The 16,451-nt window shown below is 70.5% G+C and carries 16 protein-coding genes; 10 read left to right on the top strand and 6 right to left on the bottom strand.

Translation table 11 applies throughout. The features are described from left to right. Positions 1–290: 290 nt before the first annotated feature. A complete protein-coding gene (locus ACIQWX_RS35295) occupies positions 291–1,625 on the bottom strand; it encodes an MFS transporter (RefSeq protein ID WP_400881445.1) in 1,335 nt (444 codons plus the stop codon). 114 nt (positions 1,626–1,739) lie between these two features. On the opposite strand from ACIQWX_RS35295, the gene ACIQWX_RS35300 reads away from it, so the two are divergent. The 10 genes from ACIQWX_RS35300 to ACIQWX_RS35345 all read left to right on the top strand — a co-directional run bounded on the left by ACIQWX_RS35300 (position 1,740) and on the right by ACIQWX_RS35345 (position 11,503). Further along, positions 1,740–2,624 (top strand): LysR family transcriptional regulator, encoded by an 885-nt coding sequence (locus tag ACIQWX_RS35300; protein WP_400880686.1) that lies wholly within the window; start codon positions 1,740–1,742, stop codon positions 2,622–2,624. A gap of 594 nt (positions 2,625–3,218) precedes the next feature. After that, positions 3,219–3,680, top strand: coding sequence for a helix-turn-helix transcriptional regulator (locus ACIQWX_RS35305; RefSeq protein WP_400880688.1), 462 nt, complete (start codon positions 3,219–3,221; stop codon positions 3,678–3,680). A gap of 10 nt (positions 3,681–3,690) precedes the next feature. Beyond that, entirely contained in the window at positions 3,691–4,101 is a 411-nt protein-coding gene (locus ACIQWX_RS35310; protein ID WP_364446040.1) for a VOC family protein, read from the top strand. 47 nt (positions 4,102–4,148) lie between these two features. After that, a complete protein-coding gene (locus tag ACIQWX_RS35315) occupies positions 4,149–5,333 on the top strand; it encodes an MFS transporter (protein ID WP_400880691.1) in 1,185 nt (394 codons plus the stop codon). Beyond that, the gene (locus tag ACIQWX_RS35320) at positions 5,318–5,566 is read left to right on the top strand and encodes a helix-turn-helix transcriptional regulator (protein ID WP_400880694.1); all 249 of its coding nucleotides are present in this window, start codon (positions 5,318–5,320) and stop codon (positions 5,564–5,566) included. Before ACIQWX_RS35315 ends, ACIQWX_RS35320 begins: the two co-directional genes overlap by 16 nt. Next, entirely contained in the window at positions 5,563–7,920 is a 2,358-nt protein-coding gene (locus ACIQWX_RS35325) for an ATP-binding cassette domain-containing protein (RefSeq protein ID WP_400880697.1), read from the top strand. The genes ACIQWX_RS35320 and ACIQWX_RS35325 overlap by 4 nt, the downstream gene beginning before the upstream one ends. Positions 7,921–7,951: 31 nt before the next feature. Next, positions 7,952–9,064, top strand: coding sequence for a pentapeptide repeat-containing protein (locus tag ACIQWX_RS35330; protein WP_400880701.1), 1,113 nt, complete (start codon positions 7,952–7,954; stop codon positions 9,062–9,064). 99 nt (positions 9,065–9,163) lie between these two features. Then, a complete protein-coding gene (locus tag ACIQWX_RS35335; protein ID WP_400880703.1) occupies positions 9,164–10,180 on the top strand; it encodes a fatty acid desaturase family protein in 1,017 nt (338 codons plus the stop codon). Positions 10,181–10,190: 10 nt separating this feature from the next. Continuing rightward, positions 10,191–11,252: an MBL fold metallo-hydrolase gene (locus tag ACIQWX_RS35340; protein WP_400880706.1), complete on the top strand. Its 1,062-nt coding sequence runs from the start codon at positions 10,191–10,193 to the stop codon at positions 11,250–11,252. Further along, on the top strand, positions 11,237–11,503 hold the full coding sequence (locus ACIQWX_RS35345) for a Smr/MutS family protein (protein WP_400880709.1): 267 nt from the start codon (positions 11,237–11,239) through the stop codon (positions 11,501–11,503). The genes ACIQWX_RS35340 and ACIQWX_RS35345 overlap by 16 nt, the downstream gene beginning before the upstream one ends. A 28-nt stretch (positions 11,504–11,531) precedes the next feature. On the opposite strand, the gene ACIQWX_RS35350 is transcribed toward ACIQWX_RS35345, so the two are convergent. The 5 genes from ACIQWX_RS35350 to ACIQWX_RS35370 form a co-directional block, all read right to left on the bottom strand. After that, entirely contained in the window at positions 11,532–12,236 is a 705-nt protein-coding gene (locus tag ACIQWX_RS35350) for a hypothetical protein (protein ID WP_400880712.1), read from the bottom strand. Then, entirely contained in the window at positions 12,221–13,675 is a 1,455-nt protein-coding gene (locus ACIQWX_RS35355) for a hypothetical protein (protein ID WP_400880715.1), read from the bottom strand. The genes ACIQWX_RS35350 and ACIQWX_RS35355 overlap by 16 nt, the downstream gene beginning before the upstream one ends. Before the next feature lie 164 nt (positions 13,676–13,839). Beyond that, positions 13,840–14,457, bottom strand: coding sequence for a Crp/Fnr family transcriptional regulator (locus ACIQWX_RS35360; RefSeq protein WP_400880718.1), 618 nt, complete (start codon positions 14,455–14,457; stop codon positions 13,840–13,842). 187 nt (positions 14,458–14,644) lie between these two features. Then, positions 14,645–15,244, bottom strand: coding sequence for a hypothetical protein (locus tag ACIQWX_RS35365; protein ID WP_400880720.1), 600 nt, complete (start codon positions 15,242–15,244; stop codon positions 14,645–14,647). A 120-nt stretch (positions 15,245–15,364) separates the two neighbouring features. After that, entirely contained in the window at positions 15,365–16,426 is a 1,062-nt protein-coding gene (locus tag ACIQWX_RS35370) for a hypothetical protein (RefSeq protein WP_400880723.1), read from the bottom strand. Positions 16,427–16,451 lie beyond the last annotated feature (25 nt).

Raw genomic sequence — 16,451 nt, forward strand, 5'->3', positions numbered from 1 at the left:
AAAAGAACGTCCCCCTGCCCGCCTCGCGTTCGTGAACCGAGCGTCCGGCGGGCCGGGAGAGGGCCATCCCGAGGGAACCCGACGCCCCCGGGGTGGCCTTCTTCCGGCGCGCCGGGCGGGGGCCCGGGGTCGAGCGCCGCGGCGGTTTCCGCCGTCACGGCGTGCACGTCCGTGCCGGCCTTCCCGGGGGAAGGGTATGCCGCCGGGAAGGCCGGCACGGGCGCAAGTCGGGTTCGGGGTTGCACCGGCGAAGGCCGTCTCGAGGGAAACGGGAACCCGCGAGACGGCCTTCACCTCGTCCGCCGCCAGGACTCCCCCACGACCAGCGCGCCGAGCACCAAGACCACCCCGCCGACCACGCGCAACCCCGTGTCCGCGCCTTCGACGAACGTCGTCACGGCGTCGGATCCGTGGCTCGTCGCGGACATGACCGTGCCGATGACGGCGACGCCGAGCGCGCTGCCGAACTCCCGGGTGGTCGCCTGCAGCCCGGTGCCGACGCCCGCTTGCTCGGGCGGCAGCGAACCGGTGATGACGCCCGACAGCGTCGGCAGCGCCAGGGTCACGCCGATCCCGGTCACCACGAGCCACGCCGCGTAGGCCGCGTACGGCGTCGATGCGTCGCTTGTGGACAGTCCGAGCAGGCCGCCGCCGACGAACGCGAAGGCGAGCGCGACCGTGGCGTCCAAGCCGATGCGCCGGGTCAACCGTCCGACGTGCCGGCCGCCGAAGATGATCGGGACGGTCAGCGGGACGATCCCGAGCCCGGTGCCCAGCACGCCGAACCCCTTGGCGTACTGGAGGAACGACGCGTTGACGTAGAACAGCGCGAACATGCCGAAGAAGACCGTCGTCATGCCGAGGCAGGCACTGCGCAGGCCCGGGATCCGGAACAGCCGCGGGTCCAGCAGCGGGTGCTCGGCCTTCAGTTCCCGGAGCGTCCAGGCCGTGAACAACACGACGGCGCCGGCGAACCCGGTCACCACGACCGCGCTCCCCCAGCCCGCCTCCGGGCCCTGCACGATCCCGACGAGCAGGGCGACCGACGCGCCGACGAGCAGCAGCGCGGAAAGCGGGTCGAGCCGGCGGTCGTGGCGCGACGACACCGGGGCGGTCCGCGCCACCAGCGCGGTTTCGGCGAGCGCGATCGGCACGGCGGCGGCGAACAGCCAGCGCCACGAGCCGGTCGTGAGGACCAGCCCGCCGCCGACGTTGCCGAGGACACCACCGATGCCGGTCATCGACGCCCAGGTGGCGATCGTCGCGGGCTTCTTCTCCGGCGGGACGGCGTGGAGCAGGACGGCGAGCGAGTTCGGCAGGACCGCGGCGGCCCCGACGCCGGTGAGCGCGCGGCCGGCGAGCAGGAGGACGACGTCCGGGGCCGACGCCGACAGCAGCGCGCCCGCGGCGAACAGCCCGAGCCCGGCCAGCAGGACGCCCTTGCGGCCGTACCGGTCGCCCGCGGCGCCGCCGGGGATCACCAGGCAGGCGAACACGATCACGTACGTGTCGACGATCCAGACCAGCGCGGACGGCGACGGGTGGAGCCCGCTGGCGGCGAGCATCGGGACGGCGAGGTTGACCGCCGCGACCATGCCGACGACGAGCGCGACGCACGCGCACATCAGCGTCAGCAGGCCGCCGGTTCGGTGCTTGAGGTGCATGAAGCCGACGGTAGGAATTCTTCGCCGTGTCGTGCCACGCAACTTCGGCAACAATGACTTGCGTACGCTGCAACCATGGCGGACCAGCTGGACCTGAACCTGTTGCGGGTGTTCGACGCGCTGCTGCGGGAAGGCAGCGTGACGGCGGCGGCCGAGCGCCTCCACCTGTCCATCCCGGCGGCCAGCCGCGCGCTGGGCCGGCTGCGGCGGGCGATGGGCGACCCGATCCTGGTGCGCGCGGGCCGCGGGATGGCGCCGACGCCGTTCGCGCTCCGCACGGCACCGCGGGTGCGGTCGCTGCTGGAGGAAGCGGCGTCGCTGGTCAACGTCGAGTTCTCGGTCGCCGGCCTCGAGCGGACGTTCACGATCCGCATCAACGACGGCGTGGCGGCGACCCTGGCGACGGCGGCGGTCGAGGCCACGGCGGCGGCCGCGCCGGGTGTGACGCTGCGGTTCGTCGCGGAGGGCACCGAAAGCACGGAGGCGTTGCGCGACGGGTCGGTCGACCTCGACATCGGCGCGGGCGACGTCCCGGCCCCCGACATCCGGACGGCTCCGCTGTACCGCGAACGGCTGGTCGGCATCGTCCGCGCGGACAGCCCGCTGGGACGCCGCCCCACGCTTGCGCAACTTTGCCGCCACCCGCACGTGTCGGCCTCCCGCCGCGGCCGGGCCCGCGGGCCGCTGGACGACGTCCTGGCGGCGGCGGGCCTGCGCCGGCACGTGGCGGCGGTGGTGCCGACGTCCGCGCTGGCGCTGCTGCTGGTGGCGTCGAGCGCGCACGTCGGGCTGGTCCCGGAGCGGCTGGCCGAGCAGCACGGCCCGGCGCTGGGCCTGCGCCGGTTCCCGATCCCGGCGGAGCTGCCGGAGGTGGAGGTGGGGTTGTTCTGGCACGCGCGCCTCGACGCGGACCCGGCCCAGCGCTGGCTGCGCGACACCCTCCGCGCCGCGCTCCACTGACCCGGCCACGTTTTGCCGGGCGCCACGGGAACGTCATGAACGACCCTTTCATCGCGTCCGGCGAGCTGAACGGGTCGTTCAGGACCTCCCGACCGGTCCGGACAAAGGTGGCGAGGTCCTGAATGAGTCATTCAGGACCTCCCACGTCCTGAATGACTCATTCAAGACGCCAGCGGTCCGGCCCCCGGCGAACTCGCGCCCCGCAGCGGCCCGGCGCCACGAGAACGCCATGAACGACCCTTTCACCGCGTCCGGCGAGCTGAACGGGTCGTTCATGACCTCCCGACCGGCTCAGACAAGGTGGCGAAGTCTTGAATGAGTCATTCAGGACCTCCCACGTCCTGAATGACTCATTCAAGACGCCAGCGGTCCGGCCCCCGGCGAACTCGCGCCCCGCAGCGGCCCGGCGCCACGAGAACGTCATGAACGACCCTTTCATGACGTCGGGCGAGCTGAACGAGTCGTTCATGACCTCCCGACCGGCCCGGACAAGGGTGGCGAGGTCTTGAATGAGTCATTCAAGACCTCCCACGTCCTGAATGACTCATTCAAGACGTTTCGGGAGCGGCTGAAGCTTCCCGCGGAGGCCGTCCGATGTGGCACGATCGGTCCGTGAGCAGCACGTCCGCCTCCGAGCAGTACCTGCGCGACCTCGCGCTGCTGCGCCGCGTCAAGGACCGGATCGACCGGGAGTACGCCCAGCCGCTCGACGTCGAAGCGCTCGCCAAGGGCGCCGGGATGTCCGCCGGGCACCTCAGCCGCCAGTTTCGCAAGGCCTACGGAGAGTCACCGTATTCGTACCTCATGACGCGGCGGATCGAACGTGCGATGGCGCTGCTGCGCAAGGGCGAGCTGAGCGTCACCGAGGTCTGCTTCACCGTCGGCTTCTCGTCGCTCGGCACCTTCAGCACCCGGTTCGCCGAGCTGGTCGGGGTGCCGCCGAGCGTCTACCGCGAAGAGCAGGCCCAGGCGACCGTCGGCCTGCCGCCGTGCGTGGCCAAACAGGTCACCAGACCGATCAGGAATCGAGAAGCGCGGCCCTCGGCGGCCACCTAGGGTGACGGCCATGGACGTCACCATTCACTCGAGCTTCCTCCCGCACACCGACCCGGAAGCCTCCCTCGCCTTCTACCGCGACCTGCTCGGCTTCGAGGTCCGGATGAACGTCAAGTACGGGGACATGGCCTGGATCACCGTGGGCCCGCCGAACCAGCCCGACACCGCGATCGTGCTGGCGCCGGCGACCGCGACGCCCGGCCTCACCGACGACGAGCGCCGCACCATCAACGAGATGATGGCCAAGGGCACCTACGCCGGCATCAACCTCGCCACCAAGGACCTCGACGCCCTCTTCGCGAAGCTCGAAGCGGGCAACGCCGAGGTCGTCCAGGAGCCGGTCGAGCAGCCCTACGGCGTCCGCGACTGCTCCTTCCGCGACCCCGCCGGCAACCTCCTGCGCATCCAGGAGCTGCGCTGACCGAGATCGCGGCCCGTTCCTACCGCCAGGTCCTGCGCGACCGGCGCGTGGCCGGGCTGCTGCTGGGGGACCTGCTCGCCAACGTCGGCACCGGGATGATCATCGTCGCGATGCCCGTGCAGACGCTGTCGCTGCACGGAACCGTCCCGAAGGCGATCGCGATCGGGCTGGTGGAGGCCGCGCCGTTCGTGCTGTCGACCGGCCTCGCGCTGGCCGTCGGGCTGGGCCGGGTGCGCGTCCCGCCGCGCACCCTCCTGGTCGCCGACTGCGTGCTGCGGTCGCTCACCTTCGCCGCGCTCGGCGTCCTGGCCGTCGCCGGACGGCTCACACTGCCGGTCCTGATCACCGGGCTGCTCTTCGGCGCGACGTTCCGGCTCGCCGGGTCGAGCAGCCGCCGCCTCCTGGCGACGTCGGCGGCGGGCGAGGCCGGGCGCTTCTCCGTCAACGGCCTGCTCGGGCTGAACACGACGTTCGCGCTCTACATCGCCGGGCCGGTCCTGGGCGGGCTGGTCGTCGCGACGGCGGGCGCGGGCTACGCGCTCTTCTTCGACGCGGCCGGCGCGTTGGTCCTGCTGGCGGCCACCCTCCGGGTCGTGCCCGGGAGCCCGGACGCGCCGCGCGAGCCGAAGACGTCCGGCTGGCGCATCCTGCGGCGCCGCCCGGTGGCCGCACGGCTCCTGGTCGTCGAATTCTTCTTCAACTTTCTGTACATGCCCATCGAAGTGGCGCTCCCGCTGTACGTGAGCGGGACGCTGCACGCGGGCGCGTCCGGCCTGGGGCTGCTGTGGGGCGCGCTCGGGGCCGGCGCGTTCCTCGGCGCCGCGCTGGTCGGCCGGCTGCGGAACCTGCCGCAGCGGCCGCTGCTGGTCGCGATCATCGGCCTGTGGGCGCTGTGCCCGATCGCGCTCGCGTTCACCGGCGACCTGACGCTCGCGCTGGTGGTCTTCGCCCTGGGTGGCCTGGTGTACGCGCCGTTCACGCCGGTCGCTTACAGCTTCCTGCAGTCGGGCCTCGCCCCCGGCGAACAACAACCGGTCGTCACGCTCTGGACGACCGGCGCCACCGTGGCCGCGCCACTGGGCCTGGCCCTCGGCGGCCCGCTGATCGAACTGACCGGCACCACCGGCGGGCTCGTGCTCTCCGGGGTGCTGACCCTGCTGCTGCTCCCGATCGCGGCCCGGGCTGTGCTCGGCCGCACGCCGAAAGGGGAACCGACATGTGTCTCAGCCTGACCGCCGCCGCGCGCGAGCACTTCCGCGAACTGGTGCTGCTGCGCCGCGTCCGCGACCGCATCGGCCGTGACGAGACCGTCGACCTCGACGCGCTCGCCCGCGACGCCGGCATGACGGCCGAACACCTGACCCGCCGGTTCCGCCAGGCCTACGGCGAAACCCCGCACGGCTACCGGCGCGCCGCCCAGGCCGTCCGCACCCACACCTTCGAACGAGTCCTGGAGCCCCGATGACCAAGCACGTCGCCGACAGCCACGACCTGATCCGCGTCCACGGCGCGCGCGTGAACAACCTCAAGGACGTCCACGTCGAGCTGCCGAAAAGACGGCTGACGGTGTTCACCGGCGTTTCCGGGTCCGGCAAGAGCTCCCTGGTGTTCAGCACGATCGCCGCGGAGTCGCAGCGGCTGATCAACGAGACCTACAGCACCTTCGTGCAGGGGTTCATGCCGACGCTGGCCCGGCCCGACGTCGACGTGCTCGACGGGATCACCACCGCGATCATCGTCGACCAGGAGCGGATGGGCGCCAACCCGCACTCGACGGTGGGTACGGCGACCGACGCCAACGCGATGCTGCGCATCCTGTTCAGCCGGCTCGGGCAGCCGCACATCGGCTCGCCGCAAGCGTTTTCGTTCAACGTCGCCTCGATCAGCGGCGCCGGCGCGGTCACCATCGAGAAGGCCGGGCGGCAGATCAAGGAGCGGCGCAGCTTCAGCATCACCGGCGGCATGTGCCCGCGCTGCGAAGGCCGCGGCAAGGTCAACGACATCGACCTGACCGCGCTGTTCGACGAGGACAAGTCGCTCAACGAAGGCGCGATCACGATCCCGGGCTACAGCATGGAGGGCTGGTACGGCCGCATCTTCCGCGGCTCCGGCTTCTTCGACCCGGACAAGCCGATCAAGAAGTACACCAAGAAGCAGTTCAACGACCTGGTGTACAAGGAGCCGACCAAGATCAAGGTCGAGGGCATCAACCTGACGTACTCGGGGCTGGTGCCGGCGATCCAGAAGTCGTTCCTCTCCAAGGACGTCGACGCGATGCAGCCGCACATCCGCGCGTTCGTCGAGCGGGCCGTCACGTTCACGACGTGCCCGGACTGCGACGGCACGCGGCTGTCGGAGGAGGCCCGGTCGTCGAAGATCGACGGGATCAGCATCGCCGACGCGTGCGCGATGCAGATCAGCGACCTGGCCGCGTGGGTGGGCAAGCTGTCCGAGCCGTCGGTCGCACCGTTGCTGGACGCGTTGCGGCGCACGCTCGACTCGTTCGTCGAAATCGGGCTGGGGTACCTCTCGCTCGACCGTCCATCCGGGACGCTTTCGGGCGGGGAAGCCCAGCGCACCAAGATGATCCGGCACCTGGGGTCGTCGCTCACCGACGTCACGTACGTCTTCGACGAGCCGACGATCGGCCTGCACCCGCACGACATCCAGCGCATGAACGACCTGCTGCTGCAGTTGCGGGACAAGGGAAACACGGTGCTGGTCGTCGAGCACAAGCCCGAGGCGATCGCGATCGCCGACCACGTCGTCGACCTCGGCCCGGGCGCCGGCTCCGGCGGCGGCGAAGTCGTCTTCGAGGGCACGGTGGCCGGGCTGCGCAAGAGCAAGACGCTGACCGGGCGGCACCTGGACGACCGCGCGTCGCTGAAGCCGTCGGTGCGCGAGCCGTCGGGTTTCCTGGAGGTGCGCGGGGCTTCGACGCACAACCTGCAGGACGTCGACGTCGACATCCCGCTCGGCGTGCTGGTGGTCGTGACCGGCGTGGCGGGCTCGGGCAAGAGCTCGCTGATCCACGGCTCGGTGTCCGGCGGTGAGGGTGTGGTGACGGTCGACCAGACCGGGATCCGCGGTTCGCGCCGGAGCAACCCGGCGACGTACACGGGGTTGCTGGAGCCGATCCGCAAGGCGTTCGCCAAGGCCAACGGCGTCAAGCCGGCGCTGTTCAGCGCGAACTCCGAGGGCGCGTGCCCGAACTGCAACGGCGCGGGTGTCGTCTACACCGACCTGGGCATCATGGCCGGGACGGCGACGCCGTGCGAGGTGTGCGAGGGCAAGCGGTTCAACGCGGAGGTGCTCGAGTACACGTTCGGCGGCCGCGACATCAGCGAGGTGCTGGGGATGTCGGTGTCTTCGGCGCTGGAGTTCTTCGCTTCCGGTGACGCCGCTTTGCCGGCGGCGCACAAGATCCTGACCCACCTGTCCGACGTCGGCTTGGGGTACCTGACGCTGGGCCAGCCCCTGACGACGCTGTCCGGCGGCGAGCGGCAGCGGATCAAGCTGGCGACGCACATGGCGGAGAAGGGCGGGGTGTACGTCCTCGACGAGCCGACGGCGGGCCTGCACCTGGCCGACGTGGAGCAGCTGCTGGGGTTGCTCGACCGGCTGGTGGAGTCGGGCAAGTCGGTGATCGTGATCGAGCACCACCAGGCGGTGATGGCCCACGCGGACTGGATCGTCGACCTGGGCCCGGGAGCAGGCCACGACGGCGGCCGGGTGGTGTTCGAGGGCACACCGGCGGCCCTGGTGAAGTCGCGGAAGAAGACGCTGACCGGCGAGCACCTCGCGGAGTACGTCGGGTAGCGGATCGAGGCGCGCCGACGACTGAGTTCACGTGCTGACTTCGATCTGGCAGGCGGTGCGCCGCGCGGTCCGGCCGTTCGCCGCGGCCGTCGTGACGGCTCTCCTGGGCGTCGTCCTGCTGTCCGGCTGGCTGGACGCCGTCGATTGGCCCGCGTCGGGAGGGTGGGTGCGAGCCCACCTCCCGGCGCTGGCGTTCTTCGCCGTGGCGTTCGCCTTCGCCGTCCAAGGCATCGGCAGGGTGGTGCGGGCGGACCGGCCGGCGCGGAGCCGCCCGGTGGGGCTGAGCTGGTGGGTCGTCGTGCTGGCGGCCGCGATCGTGGTCGTCGCCGTGACCGGCGCGACCGAGTGGCTGCTCGCGGAGGCCGACCACGCCACCGACCGCGGGGCCGCCCGGGTCGACGCCATCAAGACCGGCTTGGGCGTCGGCGCCGGGACGGCGGGCATCTTCGCGCTGCTGCTCGCGGTCCGGCGCCAGATCCACCAGGAGCACACGGCGGCGGACACGGTCCTCGACGCGACCGAGAAGCGCGTTACGGAGCTGTACACCAAAGCCGCCGACCAGCTGGGTTCCGGCAACGCCGCCGTCCGGCTGGCGGGCCTGTACGCGCTCGCCAGGCTCGCCGACAACCACGCCGACCAAGCCGAGACGGTGTTGAACGTGATCTGCGCCTATCTGCGGATGCCGCACGGCCGGCTGTCTCCGGAGGTGTCCGATCGGCACGAAAGCGAGCTCCAGGAAGCTCAAGTCCGGCTGACCGCGCAACGCATCCTGGGTGATCGCCTCCAAAGATTCTCACAGAACCCGACTTGGGGCGGCCAAGTCGACCTGACCGGCGCCCACGTAGCCGGGATCGATCTCGATTTCGCGGGCCTCAGTTACGCGCGGTTGGACGGCGCCACCTTGATTCGTGCCTCCTTGCAGTACGCCGATCTCTCCAGCGCATCCCTCGTCGAGGCCGATCTTTCCCACGCCAAGCTCACCCGCGCCGATCTCGAGGACGCCGACCTGACGGACGCGAACCTCGCGCACGCGGACCTCCAGGGTGCGGACCTCACCGACGCGAAGCTCACGCGCGCCGACTTCACGGGCGCCCGGCTCCCGGACGGGATGGAGTTCCGCAACGGCCTCGTCGTACGCACCTGACCCGCCGTATACCAGATACCGCGGTAGGGCGGGCCCCCGGAATGTGCCGGGGGCGGTCCGGGTTACGGTGAGGCACCCCTACCGCGAAGACTCGGGTGGGTGACCACGACAGAGATCAGCACCGGCAGCGACTTCGCCCGGCTGAGCCACCGCATCTCCGCCGCCGGCCTGATGGTGCGGCGGCCCGGCTACTACACCGCCCGGTTCGCCGTCGTCGGCGGGCTGTTCGCGGCCGGCTGGGTTGCCTTCGCGCTGCTCGGGAACTCGTGGTGGCAGCTGGCCGTCGCCGCTTTCCAGGCCGTCATGTTCGCGCAGATCGCCCTGCTCTCGCACGACCTCGCGCACAAGCAGGTGTTCCGGCGGCGCCGGCCCACCGAGATCGCCGGGATGCTCGTCGGCAACCTCGGCATCGGGATGAGCTACGGCTGGTGGATGGACAAGCACACCCGCCACCACGCCAACCCGAACCACGAAGAGCTCGACCCGGACGTCGATCCCGACATCCTCGTGTGGTCGAAGGACCAGGCCCGCAACGCGAGCGGCGTCGCGCGGTTCGTCGGGAAGTACCAGGCCTTCCTGTTCTTCCCGCTGCTGACGCTCGAAGGGCTCAACCTGCACGTCTCGGGCATCCGCGCGGTCGTCAAGCCGGGCCTGCGCCGCCGCGGGGTCGAAGCCGCGCTGCTCGCCACGCACGTCGTCGTCTACCTCACCGCCTTGTTCACCGTGCTCTCCCCCGGCATGGCGCTGCTGTTCTTCGCCGTCCACCAAGGACTCTGGGGCGTCTACATGGGATCGATCTTCGCGCCCAACCACAAGGGCATGCCGACGCTGACCGGGCGGCCCGAGCTCGATTTCCTCCGCAAGCAGGTCCTGACCTCCCGCAACGTCCGCGGCGGCCTCGTGACCGACGTCGCCCTCGGCGGCCTCAACTACCAGATCGAGCACCACCTGTTCCCGAGCATGCCGTCGCCGCACCTGGGCCGCGCGCAGCCGATCGTCCAGTCCTACTGCGCCGAGCTGGGCATCCCCTACCTGCAGACGAGCCTCGTCGAGTCCTACCGGCAGGCCCTCACCCACCTGCATGAAGCTGGGGCACCTCTCAGGAACCGTTCGTAGACTCGATCCCATGAGGAAGACGATCGCGGCGTTGAAGGACCTGCCGGCGGCGTTCGGCGCGAAGGCCACCGGAGCGCGGGCCGAGCGGGTCCGCACCTCGCCGCAGTTCGACGGCAAGGTGTTCCGCAACGTCGCGCCGCGGCACCCGATGACCGCGGCGGCGATGCGGACCATCTTCCGCGAGATGTTCTTCGGCGAGCACCGCGAGCTGCGCAAACCCGCCAGCGCGGTGCCGCTGGTCGCGTCGGCGCCGGTCGAGGCGGCCGACGGCCTGCACCTGACCTGGTACGGCCACGCGTCGGCGCTGGTCGAGCTGGACGGCGCCCGCATCCTGCTCGACCCGGTGTGGAGCGACCGCGTGTCCCCCGCGGCGTTCGCCGGCCCGCGGCGGCTGCACGAGCCGCCGGTGGCGCTGTCGGACGTAGGCCGGGTCGACGCGGTGGTGATCTCGCACGACCACTACGACCACCTGGACCTGGCCACGGTCCGCGAGCTGGTGACGGCTTCGGAAGCGCCGTTCCTGGTGCCGCTCGGGGTCGGCGCGCACCTGGAACGCTGGCGCGTCCCGGCCGGCCGGATCATCGAGCTGGACTGGCACGAAGAGGCGACGGTGGCGGGTGTCCGGTTCGTCGCGACCCCGGCCCAGCACTTCTCCGGCCGCGGCATCACGAACGACGACACGTTGTGGACGTCGTGGGCGCTGCTGGGCCCGTCGCACCGGGTGTTCTACAGCGGCGACACCGGCTACTTCGACGGGTTCGCCGCGATCGGCGAAGCGCACGGCCCGTTCGACGCGGCCCTGATCCAGATCGGCGCGTACGCCCCGCAGTGGCCGGACATCCACATGACCCCGGAGGAAGGCGTCGCGGCGGGCATCGACGTCCGGGCGAAGCTGCTGGTCCCGGTGCACTGGGCGACGTTCCAGCTGGCGATGCACCCGTGGGGCGAGCCGGCGGACCGGGTGTGGCGCGAAGCGAAGGCGGCGGACCTCCCGCTGGCCATCCCCCGCCCGGGCGAGCGCATCGACGTGACGGCACCCCCGGCGGTCGACGGCTGGTGGCAGGCCCTGTGAAGCTGAAGCTCGACCTCCACGACATCTACAACCGCGGCGGCGAGATCGACCGGGCGCTGCGCGCGGTCATCGACGAAGCCGTCGCGAAGAAGGCGCCGCTGGTCGAGATCATCCCTGGCAAGGGGTCGGGCCAGCTGAAGAAGCACGTGCTCCGGTTCCTCGAGCGCAAGGACGTCAAGGCGCTCTACCACCGGGTCGAGAAGGACAAGGACAACTTCGGCCGGGTGTTCGTGCACTTCCGCTGGAAGTGACGTCAGAACCGGCTGTCCTAGACCTCGCTCAGGTGGAGCGTTGGCGGACCGATTCACGCCAGATTTCGAGGTAGGTGAACCCGGCCGTTAGGAGGTTCGAGTCGGTCATCGCCGATCGCCGCACGGTCGCGAGCCACTTCTTGTGGCAGTTGCCCAGTCGCTTGCCGGACCCGCACGGGCACTTCGCCGACGTGCGCGGCCGCGCACGAACCGCTTCGAGCAGCTTTTCAAGCTGGCCCGGAACCAGCCCGACGCTGTTTTCGCGGAACCACTGCTCGTAGCCGGCCGTACCGTGTTCCCAATCCGCCCACCGCCAATGCGGCTCCACCCCGCGCCTGCGCCTCTCCTCGTACATGACCTGCAGCTTGATGAACTGGCAGACCAGGACGAGGTACCTGGCCAAACCGCCCGGTCGCTGAAAGTCGGCGACCGGCGCCGTCAACGGCAGCCACATGCAGAACCGGCCGCTGGCCTCGACATGGTTTGCCCCGTCGCGATCGAACCGCTCGTCCACGTCATAGACGTCCGGCAGCTCAAAAGGGCTCGCCCCCGGGTACCGGATCTGGACGGTGAACTGCCCTGTGACGCCACCGGGAAGCAGCACGGTGAGCTCGCCTTCAACGACGAGCTTCCCGTTCAGCCGGCGACGCCGGAGTCCAGGTTGACTGGTCGCCAGCGTCGCGTCGTCCTCCCGCAATCGTCTCGGCGCGCCGCCGGTCACCGGCTGAGCCACGGCCGCACGACGGATTTCGCAGCCGTGCTTTTCTCGGATTCCTCGAGCGTGCAGAACGCCGTCCAGTCGAAATCGGTCGCCACGTACGCCTTGGCGTTCGCGTCCCACTCGAAAACGACCTTGAGCCACGCAGGCAACAGGTCCCGGAGAGCGGCGTCGATACCGATCTGCCCACCGTCCAGCCGCTGTTGGATGGATGCCGCACGAGCAGTCGCGCTGCTCAGGCTCACGTAGTCCATCTCGCCGTGTTCGCCGACCCTGGACACGAGGGTCTCACCCCAGCAGGCTCCGATGGCGACGCGGTGACGGTCGGTGCCGACGACGCCGGGCACGATGTCATCGGCGACGGTGGTGAGCGCGGCCGCGAGCCGAACGGTGTCGCACGCGGCGCGTTCTCCGTCCTTCACCGGCCGGTAGGCCAGGACTTGCATCCGGTCACCCTGGTACTGGATCCGCAGCGCGCCGAAGCCCTGGACAGCCGTGTCCCGACCGACCCCACGCAAGACGTGGAAGAGGCGGACTGCTTCGGTCAGGTCTTCACCATCGGCTTCCTGCTGGTCGATGTAGGCGGTGAACCCGTCGACGTCGGCGAAGAGGGACGCTGCGGAAACTCGCTTCGTGTTTGAGGGGCGCAGCGCGTCCTTGTCGATCGTCTCCTTGACCTGCGCGCTGGTCAGGCTGCCGGCCGGATGTTTCTCCGCCTCCTCTTCGAGCCGGCTACGAGTCTTTTCCAGACGCCACGGCCACCCCTCGGCGGCGGCGCGCTGTTCGACTTCCGCCGCAGACAGCCAAAGGGACCACGTGCCGTCGCCGCCTTTGACGGTGCTTTCCTGAAGATCGTCAGGGAGCAGCGCCTGGACCCGGTCGGTCATCCGGATGCCGGTGGATTGCAGGATCTTCGCCGCATAGTTGGCCGCACTGCCGAGGAACAGCAGCTCGCGGTCGCCGCCCGACCCGTTCTTGGTCGCGAGACACCGCCCGTGGTCCAGGCCCGCCGCGATCCGCCACTCGCGCTCGCCCAGGTCGAACACGTCGTTGAACGCCGCGATCATGTGCCGCACGGCCAGCGACGCCAGAACAGCCCGGAGAGCCATCTTCGCCTCGTCGGAAACCGGGCGGTAGGCCACGGCGTGCAGACGCGGCCCTTGGAAGTGCACCTTCTGCGCGCCGAAGTCCTTCTCGACGACCCGCGTCACCTCGCGGGCGCAAAGGTGCAGGAGCAGGAGCATTTCTTCGCCGGCATCGTCTTGCTCCGCACGAAGCAGCTGATTGAAGTTTGCGACGTCAACGTAGAAGTGGGTGCCGGTAACCTGCCTCGGCTTCTTCCGTTCGATCCGCTCGAAGTCGATCTCGCGTTTGACTTCGGATACCTCAAGGTCCTCGGTCTCGTCGTAGCGGATCTGCGCGCTCGCACGAGCGTCTTCCGGGTTCCAAGCCATTCGACACCTGCCAAAAATCGTCGACACGCCGGATCGCCGCCGGCGTCAGATGGTTTAGCACGCCCCACCGACAATTCTTGGAGCGGCAGGTCTGCCCGGCGTTGGGCCGACCGGTTTGCGATCACCACTCTGGGCCGCCGCGCGATCCATGGTCAACTTTTCCCTCAAATGATGGCGTCGACCCCCGCCAGCTTCGCGAGCGCCGCGATTTCGCGAATGACCGGGTACTTCTCGCGGGTGTCCACCAGCCTTGCCTCACGCAGCTCCTTCAGCGCCCGCTCCGCCGTGGCCTTGCTCACCCCGACCAACGTTCCGAGCTCGAGGTGCGTCAGAGGGACGCGAATCCGCACGCATCCGCCGAAGCCTCCATCGCCGCAGGTGCGGCTCAGCTCGAGAGGGGCCTTGGCGAACCGGACCGTGGCATTGTCAACGCGCCGCCTGCTAGCGGCGCGGGTCTTCTCCACGACGGCGGCCATCAAGTGCCGCTGAGCCGGCAGGTCGTGCGCCGCCAAAGTCCCGTGGAAGTGCTCGGCTTCAACACCCAGAACGACCACCGGTTTACGTCCGCAGGCTGTCACCGTAGCCATCCGGACCTGCCGGGCACCTTCGTCGATCGCCGCGAATTCCCCGACGAGGCCGCCACCGACCCGGATGGCGAGCAGCGCTTCACCTCCGTCAGCCCGGCGTCCGGTCACCTTCGCAAAGGACGTCAAGAGCAAGTAGACGGTCGAAGCTTCGTGACCCTCCGTGATGATGCGTTCACCAGAGCTGTAGGTCTGCACGCTGCAGCGCCAGGAGCCGTTCCAACGTCGTACGTCGGAGCTGGGCCAGGAAGCTGGTCGGCGCCTAAGTGGACGCCGCCTTCTCGAGTACTGATTCGAGCGCCGATCCGCCGGGCTGGGCCACTTTCGCCATCCGGCACCAGCCGGCCACTACGATGACGAAGAATTCTACGCGTGCCCAGTTCCGTCAGAACCGGCTGTCGTGGCGGGCTTGGGACCAGGCTCGGTCCCACGCCGACGCGTGGACGCGGCTCACCGCGAACCGGCCGATTCCGTACAAACCGGCCAGCGAACCCGTGATCGCCACCCACAGCAGGATCGCCGCGAAGATGCCGTCCGCCAACGACGTCGACGGCGACAGCGGCTCGTTCGTCAGCTCGCCGCGCTGGTCCAGCCACACCTGCACGTGCGTGCCCGCCGGGCTGCCCGCGTCGGCCAGGACGTCGCCCGTGTGGCGGGCTCCGCGCGCGTCGAACCAGGCCGCCTGGACCGTCGTCTGGTCGGCGGGCGCGCCCGCGCCGTCGGTGCTGTACGGCTGGTTGGGCGCCGCGGCCAGCGAGACCGCCGTCGCCGGGTGGCGGGTCGTGCGTTCCTGCTCGGCGCGGGCCGTCTGCGCCACGTACGTCTCGGAGCCGAACGCCGCCGCGAACGGCAGCGCCAGGAGCGCGCCGGCGAAGACCAGCACCAGCAGCGCGGCTTCGACGCGGTCGCCGAACCTGGTCAGCGGGTTGCGGCCGGGGTGCAACCGGCGCCGGAACCGGGCGATCCGTCCGCTGGGCCCACGCATGCGCGACACACTCCTCCCAGAAAGACTTCAACTAGGTAACAGTGTGCGCCCGGGGCCTCGACTTTCTCTCGCGAATGGGATGCGGCCCACCTTTGCAACCCGGCACAACCACCCGGTGGGCTAACTGGCCGCGATCGCCGACCACAGCGCGTGAGCGATCTCCGGGCCGCAGACATCGGTGTGGCTGCGGACGAACCGGTCCGCCCGCAGGTTGTGCGGCACCCCCGGCTTCCAGTGGTAGGCCCCGCCCACCGGCACCAGCTCGCCGGCCTCGGCGATCCCCTGTGCGCCGGTGCGCCCGAGTGCGCCGAAGCAGCCGGGCGCGGCTTCGACGATCCGGGACGCGATCGCGAACGGAACGCCGACGGCGTCGTCGTGCGCGGAGTGCGTGACGACGATCGGCCCGGTCACGACGCCCTCGGTCACGATCCGGCGGAACGTGCCGGTGAAGGCGTGGTGCGAGAGGGTCGCCTGCAGCAGGGTCAGTGTCCGCACGGACGCAACGGACGCGGCCGCGTCGGCCGCCGCCGTCACCAGCCGGCCGCCGAAGCCGTGACCGACGAGGTGGACCTTCGGCCCGGTGACGCCGGCCAGCAGCGGCGCGAGGCCGCGGACGCCCACGGCACCCGCGCGCGCCTTCAGCTCGTAGTACGCGAGGAAGTCCAGCAGGTCCGTCGCGCCGAGGCGGTCCATGACCATGCCGCCGGGGAGCGCGAAGAGCTGCGTCGACGCGTCTTCGTGGTCGTCCGCGCCGCGGGCGGCGGCCGAAAGCAGTGCCGCGGCGAACGCCGTGCGCGCGGTCGCGCGGGCGGTCAGCGCCGGAACCAGGTCGGCCGCGGCGTCGATGGTCAGCCGCTGCTCGGGCAGCAGGTCCCGCAGCAGGTCCAGCCGTCCGGTGAGGCCGGCCCCGGGCTCGGTGAGCTTGCGCGACGGCCACAGCACGCAGGCGAACGCGATCCGCCGGCCCGGCAGGCCGCCGGAAACCGCGCGCAGCGACCCGACCAGCGCCGAACAGAGCAGCCGCGCGACGAGGTGGCCGTCGTTCCAGCCGGGGGTCAGGACGACGAGGTCGGTGACGGCCGGGTCGGCCGCGAGCGCCCGCACGGCCGCGCCGCGGTCGCCGGCGAGCTCGCCGGCCCGGTCGAACTCCACCTCGGCGGCCGGGAAACCGGACAGCTGCACGGAAGTCCTCCTCGGGCGACGACTC

Source organism: Amycolatopsis sp. NPDC098790 (assembly GCF_044759945.1).
Classification (GTDB): domain Bacteria; phylum Actinomycetota; class Actinomycetes; order Mycobacteriales; family Pseudonocardiaceae; genus Amycolatopsis.